Source organism: Fodinicola acaciae, assembly GCF_010993745.1.
Taxonomy (GTDB): Bacteria; Actinomycetota; Actinomycetes; order Mycobacteriales; family HKI-0501; genus Fodinicola; species Fodinicola acaciae.
The window spans coordinates 2,074,020-2,099,624 of sequence record NZ_WOTN01000002.1 but is presented as its reverse complement, the minus strand read 5'-3'; the positions used below and the strand labels follow the sequence as shown (position 1 = coordinate 2,099,624).

The window sequence follows — 25,605 nt, the reverse complement described above, 5'->3', positions numbered from 1 at the left end:
TCGACGCTCGAACGACCGCACCGGTTGCCCGTACGCGCCGACCTCACATCCAGATCACTGACCGATCGGACAGGCAACTGGCGGGTTGGTTGGGGGTGTGCTGGACCACACCGGGGCCATAGCCTGCGAACATCACCAACGCTCACACCGGAGGCCGCAATGAAGACCCGTGCCGCGTTCGTCCGCAAGGCTCCTGGTCAGTTCGAGGTGGGTGAGGTCGACCTCGGCGAGCCGCGGCAGAACGAGCTGCTGATCAAGATGTCGGCCGCCGGCCTGTGCCACAGCGACGACCACATCGCCACCGGTGACATCCCGGCCGGCGTCTATCCGATGATCGGCGGCCACGAGGGAGCCGGCGTGGTCGCCGGTGTCGGCCCGAACACACCCGGCTTCAGCGAAGGCGACAAGGTCGTCTTCTCGTTCCTGCCCAGCTGCGGCCGCTGCCGCTGGTGTGCCGCCGGCATGCAGAACCTCTGCGACCTCGGCGCCGGCCTGCTCTCCGGCGGACGCCCGGACGACCCGACCAGCTTCCGTACGACGATGGACGGCGCGCCGGTCGGCCAGATGTGCGGCCTCGGTACGTTCGCCGAGCACACCGTCGTGTCCGTCGACAACGCGGTGAAGGTGGACGAGGACCTCGACCTGTCCAAGGCCGTACTCACCGGCTGCGGTGTCGGTACGGGCTGGGGGTCGGCGGTCAACTCGGCGGCGGTCTATCCCGGTGACACGGTCATCGTGATGGGCGTCGGCGGCATCGGCATCAACGCCGTACAGGGTGCCGCGCACGCCGGCGCGGCCAACGTCATCGCGGTCGACCCGGTCGCCTTCAAACGGGAGAAGGCACAGGAACTCGGTGCCACGCACGCGGCCGAGACCATCGAGGAGGGCGCCGAGATCGCGCGGTCGCTGACCAACGGCCAGGGCGCCGACTCGGCGATCGTCACCGTCGGCGTCACCAAGGGCGAGCACGTCGCCGGCGCGTTCGCGGCGATCCGCAAGGCCGGAACGTGCGTGGTCACCGGCCTCGGCAACATCACCGACGTCGGCCTGCCGATCAGCATCGGCGAGCTGACGCTCTTCCAGAAGCGGCTGCAGGGGTCGCTGTTCGGCGCGTCCAACCCCAAGAAGGACATCTTGCTGATGCTGTCGCTCTACAAGGCCGGCAAGTTGAAGCTCGATGAGCTGATCACCAACACGTACACGCTGGACGACATCAACCAGGGTTACAAGGACATGCACGACGGTAAGAACATCCGTGGCGTCATCGTCTTCTGACGGTGTGTTGCCGGTCGCCGCGATGATCGCGGCGGCCGGCGACCGCCTTGTCGCCAGGCGCCGCGAGGCCGAGGTGGTCGCGGCCGCGCTCGGCGCCGGCCGCAACATCCTGCTGGAAGGCCCGCCGGGGACCGGCAAGACGACGCTGCTGACCGCGCTGGCGGCCGGCGCCGGGCTGCCGCTCGTGCTGGTGGAAGGCAACGCCGAGCTGACGCCAGCGCGGCTGGCCGGCCACCACGACCCGTCGCGCGTGCTCACCGAGGACTACCACGAAGGAAACTTCGTGCCTGGGCCTCTGCTGCGGGCGATGACCGGCGGCGCGCTGTTGTACGTGGAAGAGCTCAACCGGATCCCGGAGGAGACGCTCAACCTGCTGCTCGGCGTGCTGTCCGAGCGGCAGATCCACCTGCCGCGGGTCGGCACGGTGCCGGCCGAGCCGACCTTCCGGCTGATCGCCGCGATGAACCCGTACGACGCGATCGGCACGACCCGGATCACGCCGGCACTCTATGACCGCTCGTGCCGGGTGGCGATGGGCTACCAGGACGAGGATGCGGAGCTGGCGATCGTACGCGCCGAGACGGGCACCGACTCGCCGCTGGCGCGGCAGGCGGTCCGAGCCGTGCGCGCGACGCGTACGCATCCCGAGATCCGCGTGCCGGCGTCCGTACGCGGCGCGATCGACACCGTGCTGGTCGCGCGCGAGCTTTCCGCGATCCGCGACACCGACGATTTCTCGCTGGATGCCGCGTTGGCGGCGCTGACCGGCCGGATCACGCTGGTCGACGGCAACGGACGGACGGCAGAAGAGGTGGTCACCGAGATCTGGGAAGGCAGCTCGGGAAAAGCCTGAGGCCCGGCGAGCCGCCGCCGGACGCCGGGCCGGTCATCAGCGATCCGGGCGCGGTGTCGTCGCTGTTGCGGTCACAGGCATCGCGTACGGTCGGCCGGTCGGAGCTGGCGCATCGCCATGCCGACCTGTCGACGGTGTCGCCGGAAGCCGGTGTGCTGGACGAAAACGCGCTGTCGGGCCTGGATCCGGCCGAGGGTTTGGCTTTGCTGGCCGACCTGACTCGGGCCCACGACCGAGATTTACGTGCCAAGGCACGGCTTCTGGCCACTCGCCTGGCGCTGCGTCCGGCCGGCGTGGCGGCACCGCGTGGACTCGGCCGGCCCCAGCTCGGACTGCTGACCGACCCGTACGCCGGCGCCGACCTCGACCTGGACGTGACGCTCAACCGGCTCACCGGCATCCACCGGCCGCAGCTGGACGACCTGGTTTTCCGTGGCTGGAAACGGAGTTCGTCGGCCTATCTGCTGGTCGTCGACTCGTCCGGCTCGGTCGCCGGCGAGCGGCTGGCGACCGCCGTGCTGACCGCCGGCGCGCTGTGCCACCGGGTCGGTGCGGCCGAGCTTGCGGTGCTCGCTTTTTGGTCCCGTGCCGTGGTTTTGCAGCCGATGGCGCCAGCCGCGTCGGTCGCGTCGCTGGTCGAGAAGCTGGCGGATTTACGTGGTGGCGGCACGACCGACCTCGCGTTGGCTCTGCGGGCGGCCTTTGACCAAGCGCGCATCGCGCGAGCCGCGCGCCGCGAGGTTTTGCTGCTGACCGACGGCGTACGCACCGAAGGCGCCGATCCGGTGCCGATCGCCGGCACGGCGCGGTCTTTGGGCGTACGCCTGCATGTCCTCGCTCTCACACCGCCTTCTGGTGAGGAGGCGGTCGGTGAACAGACCTGCCGTGCTTTGGCCGCCGCCGGCGGTGGCCGATATGCCGTTTTGTCGACGCCGCATGACGCTCCGGCCGCCGTGTCGTCCGTACTCGCCTGACCACCGATTCCTTTCGGTGGGTTGCCCGGTCTGCATTGGCGGACTGTCGGTGACGCTGAAGGAGAACGCGATGACGCGCAGGTTGATCGAGTCGACGCTGGTGTCGATGGACGGCGTGGTGGAAGCACCGTGGGAATGGGTCGGCGAGCATTTCGATGAGGAGAGCCGTGAGTATTCCATGGCCAAGCTGGCTCACTGCGACGCTTTCGTGCTCGGCCGCGGCGCGTACGAGAAGTTCGCCGGGAGCTGGGGACAGCTGCACGGCGATCCGTACATCGACACGATCAACGCCATGCCCAAACACGTCGTTTCCACGACATTGCGGGAAACCACCTGGAACGCGACGCTGCTGGCCGGCGATCCGGTCGAGGAGATCCGCAAGCTGAAGAGCCAGCCGGGCAGGGACCTGATCAAATACGGCACCAGCCAGCTCGACCGCACGCTCGTCCGGCACGGCTTGGTCGACGAGTACGAGTTTCTCTATCTGCCAGTGATCGTGGGAAAAGGTCGCCGGCTCTTCTCCGAGGTCGATCCGGCCGAGGTCGATTTGCGGTTGGTGCGCACGACATCTCTGAAGAACGGCACGATTGTCGCTACGTACGTGCCAGAGTGACGACGCGATAGATCTCACTGCGGTCAGGTCCCGGCAACAGCACCGGATCGCGGTCAGGCAACGCGTCCACGGCTCGGCGCAGCGCCTCCAGGCCGTCGATCGACCGGCACATGGTGAGCACCACCAAGCCGCGCGAGACCGGCTGCCACAGCCGCAGTGTGCGGACGAAACCAGGAAAAGTCGCGACGACGGCCGCGGCCTGCGCGGCGGCCTCGTCCTCGGCGGCGATCCGTACGGGACTGAGCGGACCGTCGAAATATCCGGCGGACATCACGCGCGCCGGCGACGCCGAGCCGTGGATGTCCTGCCGCACCTCGAAAACATCGCCATCGGCGGCGGCCAGCAGGCTGACCGTCATCCGGCGGCCGTCGCCGATCTGCTCGAAGAGGTAATCGCCGACCGTCGCGTCGCGGCTCACCTGGACACGTGCATGCATGGTCGTACGATCGCAGCCCGCGGTCGACAGCGCGTCAGTGTCAGCACGCAACCGCGGCACGCAGCTATCGCAGGCCGCCGCGCGCGACCCAGGCGGCGACGTGCGTACGGTTGCCGAGCTGGAGCTTGGACAACACGCTGCGGACGTGCGTTTCGACCGTACGCTCGGACAGCACGAACCGTTCGGCGATCTGCCGGTTGGACAGGCCGTCGGCGATCAGCTGGGCGATCTCGCGCTCGCGGCGGGTCAGCGGCGGCCCGGCGGTCAGCCGCTCCTGCAGCGCCGTGGCAGCCTCCACCGTCGGCGCCATGCCCAGCCGACGGGCCACGCGTAGGCACGACTCCAGCAGCTCCCGCGCCCGCTCGCCGCCGCGCGTGCCTTGGCTGGCCAGGACTTTCGCGTGTTCCAGCTGCGCGAGCGCGAGGAACGGCACAGCGCCGATCCGCCGCTCCATCGCGACCGCGTCGGTCAGGTGCCGGTCGGCGGCCTCCGCCTTGCCGAGCGCCGCCGCCAGCATGCCGAGCGGTCGCGAGACCGATCCGGCGCAACCCTGGACGGCGTTGTTGTAGACCGTGCCGTACGGCAACAGGTGCTCATAGCATTCCTCGGCGGCCGCCAGGTCGCCGGTGGCGACGGCCACTGCCGAGACGCCGTTGAGCACCGCCAGGAAGGCCACGTCCTTGCGCAGCGACGGCAGGTGCGGACGTACGACTCGATAGAAGGACATGGCGCGGTCCAAGTCGCCAGCCACCAGGAAATAGTGCGCCAGACCGGCCATGATCACCGGCACCGGCGGCACCGATTCGGCCGCCTCCTCCACGCCATGCCGGCCGAACCGGCCGGTCAGCCGCGCCAGCGTCGACGCGAACGACAGGAAGAGCGCCGTCGCCGTCCGGTCCTGCGTGCCGGCGACGGAGTCACGCGCGCGTACGGTCAGCTCCTCAGCCTCGGCGAAGTGGCCGACCAGCAGGTGACGCGATGCCTGTGCGCGGAGCATGTGCCACCGCGCCAGCGGCCAGCCGTACCGATCGACGAGCGCCGCCAGTGACGCGATCTCGCTGTCGACGGCCGGCATCGTGCCGACCTCGAACGCCGCGGTCAGCCGCCACAGATGACCCCAGAGCGCGTCACCCGGCTGTCCGGCCAGGTCACGCAGCCGCGCACCGAGCGCGAGCCGCTCGGCGACGCCGTCCGGACCCATGATCAGCTGGTGCCGCGCGTGCATCGCCTCGGCCATCGCGGTCGGCTCGGCGGACTGTTCCGCGACCAGCAACGCCTCGCGGCTCAGCTCCTCTGCCGCGTCGAACTCGGCGAGCTCACCAAGCGCGCGCGAGTGAGCGGCGAGTACGCGCGCGTACAGCGCACCATCGGCCTTGCTCAGCAGCGCACGCGCGCGCTCGCACAGAGAGGCGATCGTACGGTTGGGGTCGCCGCCGATGCCTTGGACCTGCACCGCGGCCGCGGCGGCGACCGAGCCGTCGGCGAGGCGCTCGGCCAGCTCCATCGCCTCGACGCAGCGGTCCAACGCGCTGGTCACCTGGCCGGACCAGTAGTCCACCGCGGCGAGGTCCAGCAGGAGCCGAGCCCTGGTCTGGTCACCGCCGCCGGCGGTCGGAATCAGGCCGAGTGCGGCCGCGTACCACCTGGCCGCGTCGTCGAACGCCAGCCGCGTCACGGCGTGCGCGGCCGCGTCCCGGCAGGCGGCCAGCGCGGAACGCGCCGACTCCGCGCCGGTCACCGCGCGGACCCAGTGGCTCGCGCGCTCGCCAAGCCGCGTGCTGTCGACCGCGGCCGCGCGATCGAGGTGCGCGGCGAGCCGAGCGTGCCAGCCGACACGGCGGTCGTGCGGCAGCTCCGCGTACGCGACCTCACGCAGCAGCGAGTGCGAGAACCGCGGCTGGCCGACGCCGTCGTCCGCCTCGACCAGCACGCCGGCCGCCACCGCCTCGCTGATCGCGGCCGGACCGTCGAGGAGCACGTCCAGCAGCGCCGGATCGACCTCGTCGCCAATCACCGCGCACGCGTCCACCAGCTCGCGGCAGGCCGGTGTCAGCCGGCCAAGCTGGTATGCGAGCAGCCGGCGCAGCTCGGCCGGCAGCGGCGGATCGGCGACCGGACCCGCCAGCGCGCCACGCTGGACGAGCAGCCTGGTGAGCTCGCGGACGAACAGCGCGTTGCCGCCGGTGCGCGCGTGGATGCGCCGGATCCAGGCGTCAGCGACCGGCGCGCCGGCGACGTTTCGGACGTACGCCGCGACATCGTCGGCCGCCAACGGCTCCAGGTCTGTCGCGTACGCCGCCGGCATCGCCACGATCTCCGCCAGCGACCGCGGCAGCACGAGCGGCGCGCCGAGATCGCGGTCGCGATAAGCGCCGACGAACAGCAGCGGCATCCGGTCGATGTCCGCGCAGATGTGCCTGACCAGCAACAACGACAGCTCGTCGGCCCAGTGGAGGTCGTCGATCACCACCACCAGACCACGTGAGTTGGCTGCTTTCGCGAGCGCGGCGGTCGTACGCCGCCACACGTCGAACCGCGCCCGCTGGCGGGTGGCTGGACTGTCGTCGGCGGTGTCGTCGGCTGTCAGCAGGTCCGGTGTCAGCTCCGGAGAAGCAGCGCGCTCGAGCAGGCCGGTCCACGGCCAGTACGGCGGCGCACCGGAATCCTCGACCGCGCGGCCGTACAGCACCGGCACGCCGTCGCTTTCGGCGATGCGCACGTACTCGTCGACGAGGGAGCTCTTGCCGATCCCAGGCTCGCCGCCCAGCAGGATGGCCGCGCCGTGACCGGCGCGTAGGTCGGTCAAGCGGTCGCCGAACTCGGCCACCAGTCCGGCACGTCCGATGAATCGGGTCCGCATTCTGCGGAGCGTAGCGGCGGTTGGGAGGTGGTGATGAGTGCGGTGAGAGGTGGTGCGGTGAGAGGTGGTGCGAGTTTGTGGCGGGGGGTGGTTGGGGCGGTGGGTGGAGTGGCGGCGTTTTCTGGTTGTTGCGGTGGGTGAGTGGTTGCGTTTTCTGGTTGTTGCGTGGGTGGGTGGTTGCGCTTGTTGGGCGGCGGCTTACCCCGAAAATGTGGTTGGCTGCGCCCGCCGACGGGGAGAACGAGCAAGCCAGGTCACGTATGGGAAGCAACCCGTCGGTATGGACGCCAAACGATCTTCCTGTAGCGCTACATGTCCGTCTTGCCGGTTTGTGTTTTGGTAGCAGGGCCTCCATGCGTGCGTCTGACGCACGCATGGGGGCCTTGCGAACATTGAGCGGCTGCCAAGGTGTCACTGGTGTGACTGTCGATGCGGGTGAGGCGGCTCAATCGCCTCTCTCGGCGGGGCCGCTCAAGCGGTCATCGAATCCGGGAAAGCGGCAGGGAAAGTCGCGGCCGGGAGGTCCTCGGCGATGCCGAGCCAGGTGTTCCAGGCCGGGTCGGGCGTACGGTGGCCGAGCACTCGCCAGACCGGGCCGCTTGGTGCCAGCGGTCGGCGGTGCAGGCGCCAGCCTAGTTCGGCGAGGGTGCGGTCGGCCTTGACGTGGTTGCAGCGGCCGCAGGCGGCGACGACGTTTTCCCAGGTGTGGGCGCCGCCGCGGCTGCGGGGTACGACGTGGTCGATCGTCGTCGCAGCCTTGCCGCAGTAGACGCAGCGACCGCCGTCGCGCGCGAAGACGGCTCTTCGGGTGAGGGACACGGTGGCGCGGAACGGCACCTTGACGAACTTGGTCAGCCGGACCACCACGGGTGCTGCGAACGAACGGGTCGCAGAATGCAAAAAGCCGTCTCCATCCTCGACGGAGACGGCTTTTTCGGTGAGTATCAGCACTACCGCGCGGCGCGCTGGCACCACGCACAGCGGTTCGTACGTGGCGTTGAGTACCAACGCCGATCCGGATCCGGCCACGCGCACCTCCTTCGAGGGCTCGATACCACGGTTCGCGATACGCGAAGAACCAGGGTCGTGACAACATCCTGGCTCACGATCGGCCCGCTGGCGAGCGCGAAACGGCTTTTTCACAGAAGGTCCCGGTTGCACCGTACGCTCACCCTCCGGACACCATGCCATATAACCACTCAAATCGCCTTCGGAGTCGCCGTCCACCAGGATCCGGACAAGCCGCCGCGACGAAGTTCACGTCACGCCCGGGGTGGTTGGCCAGCCGGCGGCGCGGCCGGGTACGAAGGAAGGGTAGGCACATCCGCCACCGAACAAGGGAACCGATGGAATCGCTGCTCCGGCTGCTGTCCGCTCAGCCGGCCTGCGCGGCCGACGGCGGCTCGATCTGCCAGTCGGTGTGGCAGGCGACCGGCGTCGGCTGGCTGGCCGCCGCGTCCGAGTACTTCGTCGCCACACCACTGAAGATCCTGCTGATCGTCATCCTCGCGGTGATCGTCCACTGGGTCGTCCGCCGGCTGATCAGGCGGATGGTGCGCACCAGCTCCGAAGGCAAGCTGCCGGTCATCCTGCGGCCGCTCAGCGAGCACATCCCGGCCGCGCTCGCCGCCGCGGGCCTCGCCTCCGAGCGGCGACGGCAGCGCGCCGAGACGATCGGCTCGGTGCTCGGCAGCCTCACCTCGGTGATCATCGGCGCCATCGCCGCGCTGATGATCCTCGGCGAGCTCGGCATCAACCTCGCGCCGCTGCTGGCCAGTGCCGGCATCGCCGGCGTCGCGCTCGGTTTCGGCGCGCAGACGCTGGTACGCGACTTCCTGTCCGGCATGTTCATGATCCTGGAGGACCAGTACGGCGTCGGCGACATCGTCGACCTCGGCGAGGCCTCCGGCACGGTCGAGGCCGTCGGCCTGCGCTGTACGCGGCTGCGCGACGTGCAGGGGACGGTCTGGTACGTCCGCAACGGCGAGATCCTCCGCGTCGGCAACCGCAGCCAGGGCTGGGCCGTCGTCGTCATCGACGTGCCGCTGCCGTACGGAACACAGCTCCTGCAGGCCACCGAGGTCATCACCAGAGCCGCCAACGGCCTGGCCGACGACGAACAGTTCAGCTCCGACCTGCTGGAGCGGCCGGAGATCCTCGGCGTCGAGCAGATCACCAACCTCGGCCTGACCGTACGCGTCACGGTGAAGACCACCACCGACGGACAGTGGCGGGTCGGCCGCGAACTGCGCCGCCGGCTCTCCGACGAACTGGAGGACGCCGGCATCACCTCCGCGCTCAGCGGCCAGCTCTACGTACGCGCGCCGGACGGCACCAGCACCCAGTCTCGCTGACTTTTTTCGGAACGCCGCGTGACGAACGGTTGTCCGGATCCGAAAGTGTCCGGCAACATCGGTTGGCCCCTACAGGCAATGAACCAGGGGTCTTCCCCGTACGTGTGCCGGAGAGAGGGAGAATGGACAGGTTCGTCGCCTCGACGGAGTTGGTGCGGTCGGTCCCATAGCGGATGGGAAGTAACGATTCACACCGACCCTGGATAGACCCCGAACGTCCAGAAGATGTTGAATACCACGGGTCCTGTCGCAATCACCCGGAATCGTGCAAACTATGGGCTACGGCGCGAATACGCGTCGTGACGGGGAGGTGAAGTCCTTGGCGGCGACCGACGCGCGTCCGGCGACTTACCGCCAGGTCTTCGCTCTGGTCGAGGCCCGGGTGCTGCTCGGTACGCTCGTGTTGTCGCTGGTCGGCGACCTGCTCGCCACCGTTGCGCTGACGGTCCTGGTGTGGAACCAGACCAACAACACCGTCTACGCCGCCGCCACCTTCGCGATCGGCTACCTGCCGTGGGTCTTCGGCGGCCCGGTGCTGGCCGCGCTGGCCGACCGGCTGCCGTGGCGCGCCACCATGGTGACCTGCGACCTGGTACGCGCCGCGATGGTCGGCCTGCTCGCCATCCCCGGCGTGCCACTGCCCGTGCTGCTCGCCCTGCTGTTCGTCTCCGCGCTGTTCCAGCCGCCGTTCGAGGCGGCCCGCTCGGCGCTCATGCCGGTGGCCATCCCCGGCGACCCGTACGTGCTGGCCAACGCGCTGCAGCAGGTGCTGCGGCAGACCACCCAGGTGGCCGGCTTCCTGATCGCCGGCGCGCTGGTCACCGTGCTGCACCCGCAAGGCGCGCTGATCGTCGACGCGGTGACGTTCGCGCTGTCCGCGATCGCCATCCGGATCTGGGTCCACAAGCGTGACGCGCCGGCGCGGCCGGCCGTACGCCGGTCGCTGCTGGCCGAGACCGGCGACGGCATCCGCCTGGTGCTCGGTCACCGCGTCCTGCGGCCGTATCTGATCCTCGCCTTCGTCACCAGCGGTTTCGTCTACGCCTCCGAAGGCCTGTCGGCGCCGTACGCGGCACATCTGCACGGCGGCCCGCAGGTCGTCGGCATCCTGCTCGCGGCCATCCCGATCGGCCAGGCGGTCGGCGCTCTGGTGCTCGGCCGGTTCATCCGGCCGGCGCTGCGGCAGAAGCTGGTGATCCCGCTGTCGGTCTGGGCCGGCGCGGTGCTCGTACCGATCGCGCTGGACCCGCCGCTGCCGGTGGTGACGCTGCTCTACGGCCTGTCCGGCGTCGGCCTGGCCTGCATGACGGTCGTCAACGCCAACTACGTGCGCGCGGTGGCGCCGGAGTTCCGCGGCCGCGCGTTCGGCGTGGCCAACTCCGGCCTGCAGATCAGCCAGGGCGTTGGTGTGCTGCTGGCCGGCGCGCTCGCCGCTGTGCTGCTGCCCCCGTACGTCGTCGCGCTGTGCGGCGCGGCCTGCCTGCTGTCGATCCTGCTGCTCGCGGCCGGCTGGCCGAGCACGCAACAGCAGGACGAGGCGATGGAGCATCCGGCGACCGGACCGGCCCGGAAGGTCTCGGCATAGGCTTGTCGCCGTGGAACAGGAACAAACGACGACTTTCTACGAGGCGGTCGGCGGTCACGAGACGTTCGTGAAGCTGGTCGACGCGTTCTACGCCGGCGTCGCCGACGACGAGGTGCTCCGGCCGCTCTATCCGGAGGAGGACCTCGGTCCGGCGGCTGACCGGCTGCGGCTGTTCCTGGAGCAATACTGGGGTGGCCCGACGACGTACTCGCAGCAGCGCGGTCACCCACGACTGCGGATGCGGCACGCGCCGTACAAGGTCGACCCGGTGGCGCGCGACGCGTGGCTGAGGCACATGCGCGACGCCGTCGACACGTTGAACCTGCCGGCCGAGCACGACGCGATCCTGTGGGACTACCTGCAGCGCGCCGCCTTCTCCATGGTCAACACCTTCGAGTAGGTGGCCGTGAGGTTAACGATCGGTTAGGAGAATCGGCTTCCGGTCTGGCACCATGACGGGCATCCGTTGACTGGAACGATTCTGTTGGAGTTGGTACCGGTGGCCGACTGGTGGCGTGACGCGGTCTTCTACCAGGTGTACGTGCGCAGCTACGCCGACGCGAACGGTGACGGCGTCGGCGACCTGGACGGCATCCGCGGCCGGCTCGACCACCTCGTCGCGCTCGGCGTCGACGCGCTCTGGCTGACGCCCTTCTTCACCTCGCCGATGGTCGACCACGGCTACGACGTGGCCGATCCGCGTGACGTCGACCCGATCTTCGGCGATCTCGCCGCCTTCGACCGGCTGCTCGCGGCGGCGCACGACGTCGGCATCAAGGTGACGATCGACGTCGTACCCAACCACACCTCCAGCCAGCATCCGTGGTTCGTCGAGGCGCTGGCGTCGCCGCCAGGCAGTGCCGCGCGGGCGCGCTATCACTTCGTCGACGGTCACGGGCCGGACGGAAGCGAGCCGCCGAACAACTGGCCGAGCATCTTCGGCGGGCCGGCGTGGACCCGCGTGCCGGACGGGCAGTGGTATCTGCACCTGTTCGCGCCGGAACAGCCGGACCTCAACTGGGACAACCCGGAGGTTGCCGAGGATTTGGCGCGTACGCTGCGATTCTGGCTCGACCGCGGCGTCGATGGCTTCCGCGTCGACGTGGCGCACGGCCTGGCCAAGCCGGCCGGCCTGCCGGACATGCACACCGAAGGCGTCCACCTGCTGCGCAGCGAGGACGACGACCCGCGCTTCGACAACGACGGCGTGCACGACGTACACCGGCTGATCCGCTCGGTGCTGGACGAGTATCCGGACCGGATGGCGGTCGGCGAGGTGTGGGTCCGCGACAACGAGCGGCTGCGGTTGTACGTACGACCGGACGAGCTGCATTTCGCCTTCAACTTCCGGCTCACCGAGGCGCGTTGGCGCGCCGACGAGCTGACCGAGGCGATCGAGCAGTCGCTGGAGACCGTACGCGGCACCGGCACACCGACCTGTTGGGTGTGGTCCAACCACGACGTGAAGCGGCACGTCAGCCGGTTCGGCGACGGCCTGGTCGGCCAGCGGCGTGCGCGTGCCGCCGCGCTGCTCCAGCTGGCCTTGCCCGGCATCGCCTTCGTCTACAACGGCGACGAGCTCGGCCTGCCGAGCGTCGAGCCGCCGGACGAGGCGCTCACCGACCCGACCTGGGAACGCTCCGGCCACGTCGAACGCGGCCGCGACAACTGCCGCATCCCTCTCCCCTGGAGCGCCGGCGAGCCACCGTACGGCTTCTCGCCGCCGGAGGTGGACACCTGGCTGCCGATGCCGGCCGGCTGGTCGCCGCTGGCCGCCGACGTACAACGCCTCGACGCCAGCTCGATGCTGTCGCTTTATCGCGCGGCGCTGGAGCTGCGCGGCAAGCATCCCGGGCTGTCCGGTGACCTGACCTGGCTGGACGCGCCGGCCGGCTGCCTGGCCTTTCGCCGCGACGGCGGCCTGACCTGCGTGGTCAACGTGACCAACAAGCCCGTACCGCTGCCGCCCGGTGAGGTCGTCCTGTCCAGCGTCCCGGTGACAGGTGATCTCCCCGGCGACGCCACCGCCTGGCTCACCTAACCGTCGCCGAGTTTTCGGAACGCCCCTTTCCGTGCGTCTAGCCTGAATCCAACCGATTTCTTGCGGGGCGTCGTGTCGCGATCGGGAGGTGGTTGCATCCCCCTTTGTTGTGGTGGTTGGGGTTTCTGTGGGTGGTTGGGTCTTTATGTATGTCGCGTTGAGGGATGGTTGCGTCTTCCTTATGTTGCGTTGGGTGGGTGGCTGGGTCCTCATGTTTGTTGCGTAGATGGGTGGTTGGTTTTCGCCTGCGCGGCGGGCGACCTCAAGGGAGGGGACGCCTCGATGGCGTCTGCTTGCGCCAGGGTGCGGCTGCGCGTTTGCGGTCGGCTGGGTTTGGCCACATTGGAAGCAACCCGCAGCGGACGCTAAATGATCTTGCTGTACCACTAAACGCCCGTCTTGTCCGTTTGTCTTGTGGTGGCAGGGCCTCCCTGCGTGCGTCTGACGCACGTAAGGGGTCCATGCGAACACCACACCCACCGCCGAGCTGTTACTGGTGTGACTCATGTGACGCACAATGCAGGAGAGGCAATTATTCTGCGTAATACATGTTGATCATGATATACAAAACGGACATGTCGGGCCTGGCGACCCGGAAGCTAGATCAGCATCGCGTCGTCGTGCAGCCAGGTGACCCAGGCCTGCGCTGACACCGCGACGTATTCCATCAGCTCGTCCAGCAGCGCGTCGTGTACGCCGGGACCGAGCGGCACGTACATGTCGGCGGTGATCGGCAGCGTCAGGTCGTCGCACGCGTCGCCGATGCAGCAGCGGAGCAGGCGGCGTGTGTTGTTCCACTCGTTGGCGGCGGTCAGCGCGCGCTGCTCCCACGCGACCGGTACGCGCGTGTGTGCCACCACCTGCGCGGACAGCATGGCCGGCTCGGAGTCGGTCGGCTGGCCGCCGGTGAGGGTGAACCAGAGCGAGGCCCGCTGTCCGGGGATCACCAGCCGGCGCGTGCCGTCAACGGTGGAGTCGTGGCCGAGCCGGTCGAGCGACTGCCGGACCCGGCCGAGGGTGACCGGCCGCGCCTCCAGCGGATCGACTCGCATTCATCCGACGGTAATACCCCTACACAAGGAGATCGATCGACGGACCGCGGCGCAGGTAGACCGAGCCCAGCGGCGACCGCAGCCGCAACCACGGTTCGCGCACCTCGACCTCGACCGCCGCGCCGGCGATCAGGCCGGTCGCCGCCATTCCCTGCACCAGCCGCTGCGTGACCTCCACGGTCGGCTGGCCGGCGTCACCGGACACGGTCAGCGCGACATGGTCCAGGACGGCGTCGGTGAGCGTACGCGCGGCCTTGGCGCTGCGTCCGGCGGCGGCCTGTTTGAACGTACGCGCGCCCGCCTCGGCCAGCCGGGTCAGCACCTCGGCCGGCACGGCGTCCAGGCCTACGAAGTCGCCGGACGGCATGGCTCCGATCCACTCGGCGTCCCGCCGCGGCGAGAGGGCGATCGACGGCTCGTCGGCGGCCAGCGACCGCAGGATCGCGTCAGCAGCCACCACCGGTTCGTCGCCGGTCGCCGTGTCCAGCTCGGCGGTGACGGACAGGGCGGCCAGCACACCGACCGGCAGCCGCGAGCACAGCTCGACCGCAGACGCGGTACGCCGGATCCGCACCAGCGCGTCCGGGTCGAGCCGGCGCAGCCGCATCAGGAAACCGGCCGCCGTCTGGGCACCCGACAGCCGCGCAGTCACGCGGGTCCGTCCGGCAGCCAGCCGCGCAGCCAGGCCTGCTCCTGTGCCAACAGCCGCCTGATGCGGCCCGCGGTGAGGTCGTACGGCACCAACAGCGTCCTGGCGCGGCAGGCCACCAGTCCCGGCTTGTCCCGGTCGTAGAGCTCGTACGCGACCGTGAAGGAGGCGTTTTTGACCTCCTCGACCCACACGTCGATGCGCACCGGCTCGGTGGCGTAGTCGACCTGCCGGAGATAGTCGATCTCGTGCCGGGCGACCAGTACGCCGGTCATCAGTCCGGACAACCCGTCCTCGGCCGGCGCACGTGCGATCAGTTCGGTGCGGGCTTCCTCGAACAGGGTCAAATAACGCGCATTGTTGACATGTCCGTACGCGTCCATATCGGACCAGCGGATATGGCAATAGGAGGTATGACGCGGCACGTCGACAAGGCTGTCACAACCCGCGCCGCCGGGCCCATCCGACTCGGCAGGTCAAAAGAAACCGGTCACCAACCGGACAGCCGACATGTTCATGGTGTTGAATGCGCAAAGCTGGACCGTGGCCTGCACCACATGAGTTACGGCCACGCGCACATCAACAGAGGGAGCTTCGTAATGCGTCGAGTACGCCTCTTCGGGCCGTCAGCCGCGGTCGCGGTGGCGGTGTCAGCGGCACTCGTCCTGTCCGCCTGCGGTGGCGGTGGCGGTGGCGGCACGTCAGGGACCGCCGGCGAGCTGACCGGCACCGGTCCGATCACGCTGGTGCAGGGCAAGGACACCTCCGGCAACCGGCAAAACCAGATCAACGCGTGGAACAAGCTGCATCCCGACCAGAAGGTGACGCTGATCGAGCTGCCGGAGGACGCCGACAGCCAGCGCCAGCAGATGGTGCAGAACTTCTCGTCCAAGTCGGCGACGTACAGCGTGCTGGACGTCGACGTGGTCTGGGTCGCCGAGTTCGCCGCGAACCAGTGGATCGAGCAACTGCCCGAGGCGCAGATCCCGCTGTCGTCGTATCTGGCGCCAACGGTGGAAACCGCCAAATACTTCAACAAGTTGTACGCCGTACCGCGTGCGTCCGACGGTGCGCTGCTCTACTACCGCAAGGATCTGTTGACCGAGGCCGGCGTCACCTCTGCGCCGTCGACCTGGGCCGAGATGACCGCGGCCTGCAAGAAAGTGCAGGCAAAACATCCGGCGATCGGCTGTTTTGCCGGGCAGCTTGCCAAATACGAGGGACTGACCTGTAACTTCTCCGAGGCCATCAACTCGGCCGGCGGCACCGTCCTCAACGACCAGGGCAAGCCGGACGTGAACACGCCGGCCGCCAAGCAGGGCGTCGATTTCCTGGTCAACGGCATCAAACAGGGATATATCCCGAAAGCCGCGTTGACCTACAAGGAAGAGGAGTCGCGGCGCGCCTTCCAGGAAGGCAACCTGGTGTTCGAGCGCAACTGGCCGTACACCTATGCGAAGTTCAGCGCGGCGGACGGATCGTCGAAGGTGAACGGAAAGTTCGCCATCGCCCCGATTCCGGGCCTCAACGGTCCCGGCGTCTCCACGCTCGGTGGGCACGACCTGGCGATCAGCAAGTTCACCAAGAACAAGAAGACGGCGCTGGAGTTCATCAAGTTCATCACCGGTGAGCAGCAGGAGAACGACAACCTGACGGCGACCTCCGAGGCGCCGACCTGGGCCTCGTTGTACGACAACCCGCAGCTGCAGGCGAAGTTCCCGTACCTGTCCACGCTGAAGGAGTCGATCCTGAAGGCCAAGAAGCGGCCGGCCGCGGTGCAGTACCAGGACGTGTCGACGGCGATCCAGACCGCCGCCACCGACGCGCTCAACGGCACGAAAACCTCCGACCAGGCACTGGCGGAACTGCAGACGAAACTGTCTTCGCTGATCAAGTAGGGAAAACCTGGCCGGGGTCGCGAGGTCGCCAGCTGGCGCCGCGACCCCGGCCGCACATCCGAGGTCGGGAGCTAGTCCGAATGACGACGATCACCGCACCACCCCCCGCGACCGCGATCGGCAAAGGGGCCAACCGGCGGCAGGGCGTCGGCCGGTTGGCCGCCGGCCTGGTGTCACCCACTTTTCTCGTACTGTTGTTGGTCATCGTCTATCCGCTGCTGGACGCGCTGCGGTTGGCGTTCTACCAGAAAAACACCGGCATCGACCCGACCACCGGGTTCGTCCAGTCCGGCAGCACGTTCGTCGGGTTGAAAAACTTCCTCGACCTCTTCCGCGGTGACACCGGCGCGGCGTTTCTCAACTCGCTGTTGAACACCACGACGTTCACCATCGTCGGTGTCGTGATCGAGACGGTGATCGGCGTCGGAATGGCGCTGGTCATGCACAAAGCCTTCCGCGGCCGCGGTCTGGTGCGCGCGTCGATCCTCGTACCGTGGGCCATCCCCACGGCGATTTCCGCTCTGCTGTGGAAATGGATCTTCGCCGCCGACGGCATCGCGAACGGCATCATCGGCACCAAGGTGCTGTGGACGACCGAGGGACTGCAGGCCTGGTTTGCGGTGCTGATCGCCGACACCTGGAAAACCGCGCCCTTCATCGGACTGCTGGTGCTCGCCGGCCTGCAGATCATCCCGGCCGAGGTCTACGAGGCGGCCAGGGTCGACGGATCCAACGCGTGGAACACCTTCTGGCGGATCACGCTGCCACTGGTGAAACCGGCGCTGATCGTGGCCATCCTGTTCCGGATGCTGGACGTGCTGCGGTTGTTCGACCTGCCGTACGTCCTGACCGGCGGCGACAACGCCAACACGCAGACGTTGTCGATCCTCGCGTTCAACGAGGCGATCAAGGGCCAACGCTTCGGCGCGGCCGGCGCGATCTCCACGATGCTGTTCATCTACATCGCGGTCGCCGCATTCGTCTTCGTGAAGGTGCTCGGCGCCGACGTGATCGGCACGCGGCTGGGGAGGAAGTCATGACCACCACGACCGAGGTCCCGGCACCGGCGCGCACCAGGGTTGCCAAGCGCAGCAAGGCAACCGGCTCCGGCGGCTGGCCGAGCATCCTGCCCTATGTCGGCATCGCCATCATCGTCATTTACTGTCTGGCACCGTTTTACTGGATGATCGTCTCCAGTTTGCGGCGCACCAACGACCTGTTCGACAACTTCCCGGTCCCCCGCCCGTTCTCGCTGGAAAACTACGGCGCCGCCTTCGACCCGCGAAACGGCTTTGCCCGCGCACTGCTCAACAGCGTGATCGTCGCCGGCATCACCACGATCCTGGTGCTGCTCGTCGGCACCATGTGCGCGTACGCACTGGCGCGGCTGGAGTTTCGCTTCAAGGGCGTCGCGCTGGCCCTGATCATCGCCACCTCGATGTTTCCCGGCATCTCCGTGGTCGTACCGTTGTTCAACCTTTTCACCGACATCGGCTGGATCAACACCTACCAGGCGATGATCCTGCCAAGCATGTCCTTCGCACTGCCGCTCGCGGTGTGGAACCTGACGGTGTTTTTCCGTCAGATGCCGTACGAACTCGAGGAAGCCGCCCAGATCGACGGCTGCACACCAGGCCAGGCCTTCCGAAAGGTGATCCTGCCACTCGCCGCGCCCGGTGTTTTCACCACTGCGATCATTGCGTTCATCGCGGCGTGGAATGAGTACATTATTGCGCTGAGCATGGTAAATAATCCCGCGTATCGGACGGCTCCTGTCATTGTGGCGTTGTTTACTGGGACTACCAATTTTGACGCGCCGTATGGGACGCAGATGGCGGCGGGGGTTATTGTTACGATTCCGTTGGTTATTATGGTGTTGTTCTTTCAGCGGAGGATTGTGGCTGGGTTGACAGCTGGTGGAGTGAAGTAAGAGGGGGTGTAAGGCCCGGTCGCGTGGTGTGCGTGGCCGGGCTTTTTGTTGTGTTGCGTGGGGAAGGTGGTTGGTTTTCATGTTTGGTGCGTCAGGGGGTGGTTGGGTTTCATGTTTGGTGCGTTGGATGGGTGGTTGCGTCTCTTGTTTGTTGCGTCGGGGGGGTGGTTGGGTCTCCATGTTTGTTGCGTGGGTGGGTGGTTGGGTTTTTCGCCTGCGCGGCGGGCGCTCCTGCGCGGAGGGCGACCTCAAGGGAGGGGGCGCGTGGCCGCCAATCGTGTGCATTGAGGGTGCGGGCGGCGGTTTGCGGGCGGGGCTGGGTTCTCTGGGCTTGCTCGTTCTCCCCGTCGGCGCCCTGAAGGGAACCACATTGTCGGAGGGGCCGCCGAGCTTGGGAGGGTGGTTGCGTTTGGGAGGGCGGCGGCCCCTCCGACAATGTGGTTGGCTGCGCCCGCCGACGGGGAGAACGAGCAAGCCAGGTCACGTGTGGGAAGCAACCCGTCGGGATGGACGCCAAACGATCGTGCTGGTGCGACTGACTGCGTAACACTTGTTTAGCAAGACATCAAAACGGACATTTATCGCAGGTGAGCAGTCACAACAGCATTACTAGCCTCAGTAGTCACACCCGTCACAGCCTCCGGTGATCGCGGCAGCATGAAAGCCTTGTTTCTTGCATCCAACGCAAGTAACTCGACATTCACGCCATCCGCGACCCTCACAATCCGAACATTTAGCGCTCCACATGCTTCCGCATCCCACGTAGTGGACCTTCTTGCCATCTACCGGGACGCCATCAGGCCTCCGGTGCCCCAGCCACACTCCCGGTCCGGTTTGTCCGTTCTCCCTCGTCGGCGAGAACGGACAAACCGGACCCACCCACAGACCAACCGCACACGCCGCACCCAACCCAACCAACAGCCAAACCCCGCGCGCCCCTCCCCTTGAGGTCGCCCTCCGCGCAGGAGCGCCCGCCGCGCAGGCGCACCACCCCCAAACGCGACACTCAGGAAAACCCAACCATCCACCCAACGCAACAATCAAGAAGACCCAACCACTCCCACCCCCAACAACCAGAAACCCGCCCCCAAAAAACGCAACAACCAAAACCCAACCCCCCCTCGAGCCACCTACACTCAAACCACCACCGCACCATCGTTGCCGAACCGGACTTAAGCGGTTAAGTTACCGTTCGACAGAACTGCTGAAGAGGGTGGCGATGAAGCGGCCGACGATCCTGGATATCGCGCGTGCTGCCGGGGTGTCCAAAGGTGCGGTGTCGTACGCGCTGAATGGTCGGCCCGGGGTGTCGGTGGAGACGCGGGCGCGGATTCTGGGCATCGCCGAGGATATGGGGTGGATCCCGAGCAGCGCGGCGCGTGCGTTGTCCAGCGATCGGGCCGAGGCGATCGGGCTGATCGCGGTGCGGCAGCCGGAGTTGGTGGCCACCGAACCGTATTTTATGCGCATGATGGCCGGCGTCGAGAAGACCCTGGCCGAGCGGGGCATGGCGTTGCTGCTGACGGTCGTCTCCGACCCGGCTCGCGAGCTGGAGCTCTATCGGCGCTGGTGGGGCGGCCGGCGGGTGGATGGCATGTTGCTGTTCGACATGCGGATGGACGACCCGCGGCCGCGGTGGATACGCAAGGCCGGAGCGCCGGCGGTGATCATCGGCGCCCAGCGGGCGTACGCCGGGATTTCCTGCACGCGCGTCAACTACCAGGATGCCATGTTCCGCGCGGTCGGCCACCTTGCCGATCTTGGGCACAAGCGGATCGCGCGCATCTCGGGTCCGCACACACTGGAGCACGTCGTCCGCCGCCAGCGATATTTTGCCGACGCCACAAAGAAGATCCTTGGGACCGAGCAGCCGCAGGTGGAGACCGACTACACCGCGGCCGAAGGTGTACGCGCGACCAAGGCGCTGCTCGCCAACCCCGCGCCGCCGACCGCGATCGTGTACGACAACGACATCATGGCGGTCGCCTCGGTCGCGACGCTGACCAACGAAGGCGTACGTGTGCCGACCGATCTTGCCGTGCTGGCGTGGGACGACTCGCCGCTGTGCGAGCTGGTCCATCCGGCCGTCACCGCGTTCACACACGACATCACCGCCGAGGCGAGCGAGGCCGCCGCGCTGCTGATCGACCGGATCGAGCACGGGACGGCCGCTGACCGCTGGCTGGAACCACCGCGACTCACCGTGCGTAGAAGCACCGATCCTTCTGCGTAACGAGAACACCCGACAAACCGCGTAGTTTTCGGCGATTTCCTCATCATCCGCACAATAAAATTAGTCCACCGAACGGTTCCCACGAAGGCCGTGACTCAGCTAACATGACCCGCGAGCTGAACCGGTTAATTGATGCCGGCTGGCTGACAGCTCGCCATGCAAACTTCCACCGGGCCACCTCCCCCAAGGCCCGGCACCGAAGGAGTCGACCGTGCGCAAGAAAGCCCTCGCGTTCCTCTCGGCGGCCCTGCTAGCGGCGAGCGGCCTGGCGGCCTGCTCGTCCGGCGGCAGCGGTTCGGACGCCAACACGATCACCTACTGGGCCAGCAACCAGGCCCCCAGCCTGCAAAAGGACAAGGAAATCCTGACTCCGCGGCTGGCGGCGTTCACCAAGCAGACCGGCATCAAGGTCAACCTCGAGGTGATCGCCTGGGATCACCTGCTCGACCGGATCACCACCGCCACCACCTCCGGCGACGGACCGGACGTGGTCAACATCGGCAACACCTGGTCGGCGTCGCTGCAGGCGACCGGCGCGTTCGTCGACTTCGACAGCGCCACCTTCAAGAAGGTCGGCGGCAAGGAGAAGTTCCTGGCCACCAGCCTCAGCTCCACCGGAGCGGCCGGCAAGGCGCCGACCTCGGTGCCGTTGTACGGCCTGTCGTACGGCTTGTTCTACAACAAAAAGAAGTTCGCCGACGCCGGCATCGCCAACCCGCCGACCAGCTGGACCGAGTTCGTGGCGGACGCCAAGAAACTCACCAACCCGGCCAAGGGCGAGTACGGCGTGTCCTTCGCCGGCGCCAGCTACACCGAAAACGTGCACTTCGCGTACATCCTCGGCCAGCAGTACGGCAGCGACTATTTCGACGCGTCCGGCAAGGCCACCTTCGCCACCCCGCAGAATGTAAAAGGCGTGAAGCGTTACCTGGACTGGCTCGGCGCCGACAAAATCTCCATCCCGAGCTCCGCGGAGCACGGCCAGGGTCAGGACGCTGTCGCCGACTTCACCAGTGGCAAGGCCGCGATGATCATGCAGCAGACCGGCACCACGGCCTCGATCGCCGCCGGTGGCATGAAGGAAAGTGACTACGGCGTCGTACCGCTGCCGATCGAGAACCCGCTGCCGCCCGGCGGCCGCAAGATCACCAGCTTCGTCGCCGGCATCAACATCTCGGCGTTCAAGGAGAAGAACACCGAGGCCGCGCTGAAGTTCATCAACTACATGACCAGTCCGGCCGTGCAGGTCGACCTGAACAAGCAGTTCGGCTCGCTTCCGGTGGTCGGCGCGGCCACCTCCGACCCCGCCTTCCAGACGCCGACGAAGAAGGTTTTCGTGGACGTACTGCGGAATTCGTCCAAGACGATGCCGATGGTCGTCAACGAAAGCCAGTTCGAGACCACGGTCGGTGCCGCGCTGAAAGACCTGGTTGCTCAACAGGCGACCGGAAAGATCGCCAGTGAGGCCGACGTGAAGGCCGCACTGACCGCGGCGCAGCAGAAGTTGACGAGCGGCGGCTGATGACCAGCCTGTCAACGGCCGCGCAGTCTGGAGGGCTGCCTCCAGCTGATGAGGCGGCGCCGCCCGGACCCGAAAAGGTCCGGCGGCGTCGCCGTCCGCTGAGCAGCCGCGCACTGCCGTATCTGCTGCTCGCGCCGGCCCTGCTTTTCGAGCTGCTGGTGCACGTGATCCCGATGCTGACCGGTGTCGCGATCAGTTTTCTCAAGCTCAACGCGTTTTATCTGCGCCACTGGCTGCAGGCGCCGTTCGCCGGCTTCGACAACTACGCGTTCTCGGTCAACTTCAACTCCGCGATCGGCGCCGGCCTGCTGCGTTCGGTCGGCGTCACGATCCTGTTCAGCGTCGTCGTGGTGTCGCTGAGCTGGCTGCTCGGCATCTTCGGCGCGACGCTGCTGCAACGCAGCTTTCGCGGCCGGGCGATCCTGCGGACGATTTTCCTGGTGCCGTACGCGCTTCCGGTCTTCGCGTCGGTGATCGTCTGGAAGTTCATGCTGAGCCAGGACACCGGCATGGTCAACCACGTCCTGTCCTCGCTGCACCTGTCCGACGGCAAAACCTTCTGGCTGCTCGGAAACAACGCGTTCGTCAGCACCGCGATCGTGGCGGTCTGGCGGCTGTGGCCGTTCGCGCTGCTGACCCTGATGGCCGGCATGCAGTCGATCCCGACCGACATCTACGAGGCCGCGTCGGTCGACGGCGCCGGCATGTGGCAGCAGTTTCGCCGGCTGACGCTGCCGATGCTCAAGCCGGTCGACCAGGTGCTGATCCTGGTGCTGTTCCTGTGGACGTTCAACGACTTCAACGTGCCATACACGTTGTTCGCCGACTCACCACCGGCCAGCGCCGACCTGGTGACCATCCACATCAGACAGTCGTCGTTCATCACCTGGAACTTCGGCCTCGGCTCGGCGATGTCGGTGCTGATGCTGCTGTTCCTGCTGGTGGTCACGGTCGGATATCTGTTCGTGACCTCGAGGAGGACACACGATGCGTGAGTCGCTGTCCTTCAAGATCGTACGCGCGGTCGGCCTGGCCGCCCTGACGATCTTCACGCTGGTCCCGCTGTACGTGATGATCTCGACGTCGATCAAACCGCTTGGGGACGTACAGAACGACTTCAAGTGGATCCCCACCACGATCACTTTCCGGCCGTTCGTGGACATCTGGTCGACGGTGCCGCTGGCCCGCTATTTCATCAACAGCGTGCTGGTCGCCAGCATCTCCAGCATCGCGTCGGTGACGCTGGCAGTTTTCGCCGCGTACGCGATCAGCCGCTATTCCTTCCGCGGCCGCGAACTGTTCCGGATGACCGTGCTGTCCACCCAGATGTTCCCCGGCATCCTGTTCCTGCTGCCGCTCTATCTGATCTATGTCAACATCGGCCAGGTCACCGGCATCAAGCTGGTCGGCAACCTGTCCGGCCTGATCATCACCTACCTGACGTTCACACTGCCGTTCTCCATCTGGATGCTCGTCGGCTATTTCAACTCGATCCCGCGTGGCCTGGACGAGGCGGCGCTGGTCGACGGGGCCAGCCCGGTGCGCGCGTTGCTGTCGATCATCGTGCCAGCGGCGAAACCCGGCATCGTCGCGGTGCTCATCTATTCCTTCATGACGTCGTGGAGCGAGTCGCTTTTCGCGTCGGTGCTGGTCGACGACAGCTCGCGTACGCTGGCGGTCGGCCTCGCCGAGTATTCCAACTACGTCGGCGTCTACTGGAATCAGGTGATGGCCGCGTCGATCGTCGTCAGCATCCCGGTGGTGGTCGGATTCCTGCTGATGCAGCGTTACCTGGTCCAAGGCCTGACCGCTGGTGCGGTGAAATAGTGAAGGGGAATTGGTTGTCTACTGTGGACTTTCCGGCGTTTCCGGAAGGGTTCGTGTGGGGTACGTCGACGGCGGCGTACCAGATAGAAGGCGCCGTCGGCGAGAGCGGCCGCGGACCGTCGATCTGGGACACCTTCTCGCACACGCCAGGCAGGACCGCGCACGGCGACACCGGCGACGTGGCCTGCGACCACTTCCACCGCTATCGCGACGACATCGGCCTGATGACCGACCTCGGTGTCGCCGCCTACCGGTTTTCCGTTGCCTGGCCGCGCATCCAGCCAGACGGCAAGGGCCCGGCCAACGTCGAGGGACTGGACTTCTACCAGCGGTTGGTCGACGAGCTCGGCGACGCCGGCATCACCCCGTTTCTCACGCTGTATCACTGGGATCTCCCCCAGGCGCTGGAAGACGCCGGCGGCTGGCGCGTACGCGACACCGCCGAACGCTTTGCCGAATACGCGGCGATCGTGCACAGTGCGCTGGCCGACCGCGTCCCCATGTGGACGACGCTCAACGAGCCGTTTTGTTCCGCGTTCATCGGCTATTCCGAGGGCCGGCACGCGCCCGGCGCGACCGAAGGCCACGGCGCTCTCGCTGCCGCCCACCACCTGCTGCTCGGCCATGGCCTGGCGGTCAAGGCGATGCGGGCGCAACAGTACGGCGACGAGAAGTTTGGCATCACGCTGAACATGGCGCACGTGACACCGGCGACCGACGATCCGGCCGACGTGGCCGCCGCGCAACGCTCGGATCTGTTGCAGAACCGGGTCTTCTCCGATCCGATCCTGGCCGGCCGGTGGCCGTCCGGCGAGGCCGAGCTGTGGTCGCCGATCAGCGACTTCTCCTTCCGCAAGGCCGGCGACCTGGACATCGTGCACCAGCCGCTGGACTTCCTCGGCCTGAACAACTACGCGCCGACGTACGCGAAAAACGCGCCCACCGTCGACGGCGATGTGACTTTCCGCGTCGCCACTGACATCGGTGTCGTGGACAACCCGCCGGCGACGCTCGGCCGTACGGCCATGGGATGGCCGGTCGAGGCCGACGGCCTGCGCCGGCTGCTGGTCTGGTTGCGCGACTCCTATCCGCAGCTGCCCCCGGTCTATATCACCGAAAACGGCTGCGCGTACGTCGACACCGTGGTCGACGGCAAGGTCGACGACCCGGAGCGGATCGCCTATTTCGACAGCCATCTGCGCGCCGTACGGCAGGCGATCGACGAAGACGTCGACGTACGCGGCTACATCGCGTGGTCGTTGATGGACAACTTCGAATGGGGTTACGGCTACACCAAGCGCTTCGGTTTGGTCTATGTGGACTACCAGACGCAGCAACGCATTCCGAAGTCCAGCTACTACTGGTACAAGAAGCTCGTCACTCGCCGCGGGGATTCCAACGAGGGGTAAGGAGCTCGCGAGAGAGCGACTTCGTACGCGCGCTCGAGGGGGGTGGGTTTCTGGTTGTTGCGTTTGGCGGGGTTGAGGGTTCGATGATTGTTCC

The 25,605-nt window shown here is 67.2% G+C and carries 22 protein-coding genes; 16 read left to right on the top strand and 6 right to left on the bottom strand.

Annotation, left to right across the window (positions count from 1 at the left end):
- Window positions 1-159: 159 nt before the first annotated feature.
- From GNX95_RS25170 to GNX95_RS25155, 4 genes are all read left to right on the top strand, one after another.
- Window positions 160-1,275, top strand: a complete 1,116-nt coding sequence (locus GNX95_RS25170) for an NDMA-dependent alcohol dehydrogenase (RefSeq protein WP_163509833.1) — start codon at window positions 160-162, stop codon at window positions 1,273-1,275.
- Between the two features lie 22 nt (window positions 1,276-1,297).
- Entirely contained in the window at window positions 1,298-2,128 is an 831-nt protein-coding gene (locus tag GNX95_RS25165; protein ID WP_163510217.1) for an AAA family ATPase, read from the top strand.
- 53 nt (window positions 2,129-2,181) lie between these two features.
- A complete protein-coding gene (locus GNX95_RS25160; RefSeq protein WP_222853872.1) occupies window positions 2,182-3,102 on the top strand; it encodes a vWA domain-containing protein in 921 nt (306 codons plus the stop codon).
- A 70-nt stretch (window positions 3,103-3,172) separates the two neighbouring features.
- Entirely contained in the window at window positions 3,173-3,715 is a 543-nt protein-coding gene (locus tag GNX95_RS25155; RefSeq protein WP_163509832.1) for a dihydrofolate reductase family protein, read from the top strand.
- Here the strand turns inward: GNX95_RS25155 and GNX95_RS25150 are convergent.
- The 3 genes from GNX95_RS25150 to GNX95_RS25140 form a co-directional block, all read right to left on the bottom strand.
- Window positions 3,696-4,151 (bottom strand): hypothetical protein, encoded by a 456-nt coding sequence (locus GNX95_RS25150; RefSeq protein ID WP_163509831.1) that lies wholly within the window; start codon window positions 4,149-4,151, stop codon window positions 3,696-3,698. The two genes, GNX95_RS25155 and GNX95_RS25150, sit on opposite strands and share 20 nt — an antisense overlap.
- Window positions 4,152-4,215: 64 nt before the next feature.
- Entirely contained in the window at window positions 4,216-7,011 is a 2,796-nt protein-coding gene (locus tag GNX95_RS25145; RefSeq protein ID WP_163509830.1) for an ATP-binding protein, read from the bottom strand.
- A 471-nt stretch (window positions 7,012-7,482) separates the two neighbouring features.
- Complete coding sequence (locus tag GNX95_RS25140) at window positions 7,483-8,040, bottom strand: HNH endonuclease (RefSeq protein ID WP_246281725.1); 558 nt, start codon at window positions 8,038-8,040, stop codon at window positions 7,483-7,485.
- Window positions 8,041-8,357: 317 nt separating this feature from the next.
- On the opposite strand from GNX95_RS25140, the gene GNX95_RS25135 reads away from it, so the two are divergent.
- From GNX95_RS25135 to GNX95_RS25120, 4 genes are all read left to right on the top strand, one after another.
- Window positions 8,358-9,365: a mechanosensitive ion channel family protein gene (locus tag GNX95_RS25135; RefSeq protein WP_222853871.1), complete on the top strand. Its 1,008-nt coding sequence runs from the start codon at window positions 8,358-8,360 to the stop codon at window positions 9,363-9,365.
- Between the two features lie 319 nt (window positions 9,366-9,684).
- Window positions 9,685-10,950, top strand: coding sequence for an MFS transporter (locus GNX95_RS25130; RefSeq protein WP_163509828.1), 1,266 nt, complete (start codon window positions 9,685-9,687; stop codon window positions 10,948-10,950).
- A 10-nt stretch (window positions 10,951-10,960) separates the two neighbouring features.
- Window positions 10,961-11,350 (top strand): globin, encoded by a 390-nt coding sequence (locus GNX95_RS25125; protein ID WP_163509827.1) that lies wholly within the window; start codon window positions 10,961-10,963, stop codon window positions 11,348-11,350.
- A gap of 84 nt (window positions 11,351-11,434) precedes the next feature.
- Window positions 11,435-12,991, top strand: coding sequence for a glycoside hydrolase family 13 protein (locus tag GNX95_RS25120; RefSeq protein WP_246281724.1), 1,557 nt, complete (start codon window positions 11,435-11,437; stop codon window positions 12,989-12,991).
- 599 nt (window positions 12,992-13,590) lie between these two features.
- Here GNX95_RS25120 and GNX95_RS25115 read toward each other — a convergent pair.
- Genes GNX95_RS25115 through GNX95_RS25105 form a run of 3 tightly spaced genes read right to left on the bottom strand, consistent with a single transcriptional unit; the run spans window position 13,591 to window position 15,117 of the window.
- A complete protein-coding gene (locus GNX95_RS25115; RefSeq protein ID WP_163509826.1) occupies window positions 13,591-14,043 on the bottom strand; it encodes a YbjN domain-containing protein in 453 nt (150 codons plus the stop codon).
- Window positions 14,044-14,062: 19 nt separating this feature from the next.
- Window positions 14,063-14,695 (bottom strand): DUF8185 domain-containing protein, encoded by a 633-nt coding sequence (locus tag GNX95_RS25110; RefSeq protein ID WP_163509825.1) that lies wholly within the window; start codon window positions 14,693-14,695, stop codon window positions 14,063-14,065.
- The gene (locus GNX95_RS25105; protein ID WP_222853870.1) at window positions 14,692-15,117 is read right to left on the bottom strand and encodes an acyl-CoA thioesterase; all 426 of its coding nucleotides are present in this window, start codon (window positions 15,115-15,117) and stop codon (window positions 14,692-14,694) included. Before GNX95_RS25105 ends, GNX95_RS25110 begins: the two co-directional genes overlap by 4 nt.
- A gap of 174 nt (window positions 15,118-15,291) precedes the next feature.
- Here GNX95_RS25105 and GNX95_RS25100 point away from each other — a divergent pair, with 174 nt between their 5' ends.
- From GNX95_RS25100 to GNX95_RS25065, 8 genes are all read left to right on the top strand, one after another.
- The gene (locus tag GNX95_RS25100) at window positions 15,292-16,590 is read left to right on the top strand and encodes an ABC transporter substrate-binding protein (RefSeq protein ID WP_163509824.1); all 1,299 of its coding nucleotides are present in this window, start codon (window positions 15,292-15,294) and stop codon (window positions 16,588-16,590) included.
- Between the two features lie 80 nt (window positions 16,591-16,670).
- Window positions 16,671-17,630, top strand: a complete 960-nt coding sequence (locus GNX95_RS25095; RefSeq protein WP_163509823.1) for a carbohydrate ABC transporter permease — start codon at window positions 16,671-16,673, stop codon at window positions 17,628-17,630.
- Entirely contained in the window at window positions 17,627-18,520 is an 894-nt protein-coding gene (locus GNX95_RS25090; RefSeq protein WP_163509822.1) for a carbohydrate ABC transporter permease, read from the top strand. Before GNX95_RS25095 ends, GNX95_RS25090 begins: the two co-directional genes overlap by 4 nt.
- A 1,219-nt stretch (window positions 18,521-19,739) precedes the next feature.
- Window positions 19,740-20,753 (top strand): LacI family DNA-binding transcriptional regulator, encoded by a 1,014-nt coding sequence (locus tag GNX95_RS25085; protein WP_163509821.1) that lies wholly within the window; start codon window positions 19,740-19,742, stop codon window positions 20,751-20,753.
- A 211-nt stretch (window positions 20,754-20,964) separates the two neighbouring features.
- Window positions 20,965-22,275: an ABC transporter substrate-binding protein gene (locus GNX95_RS25080; RefSeq protein WP_163509820.1), complete on the top strand. Its 1,311-nt coding sequence runs from the start codon at window positions 20,965-20,967 to the stop codon at window positions 22,273-22,275.
- On the top strand, window positions 22,275-23,270 hold the full coding sequence (locus GNX95_RS25075; RefSeq protein ID WP_163509819.1) for a carbohydrate ABC transporter permease: 996 nt from the start codon (window positions 22,275-22,277) through the stop codon (window positions 23,268-23,270). Before GNX95_RS25080 ends, GNX95_RS25075 begins: the two co-directional genes overlap by 1 nt.
- Window positions 23,263-24,102, top strand: a complete 840-nt coding sequence (locus GNX95_RS25070) for a carbohydrate ABC transporter permease (RefSeq protein ID WP_163509818.1) — start codon at window positions 23,263-23,265, stop codon at window positions 24,100-24,102. The genes GNX95_RS25075 and GNX95_RS25070 overlap by 8 nt, the downstream gene beginning before the upstream one ends.
- 23 nt (window positions 24,103-24,125) lie before the next feature.
- Entirely contained in the window at window positions 24,126-25,511 is a 1,386-nt protein-coding gene (locus tag GNX95_RS25065) for a GH1 family beta-glucosidase (RefSeq protein WP_222853946.1), read from the top strand.
- Window positions 25,512-25,605: the final 94 nt, after the last annotated feature.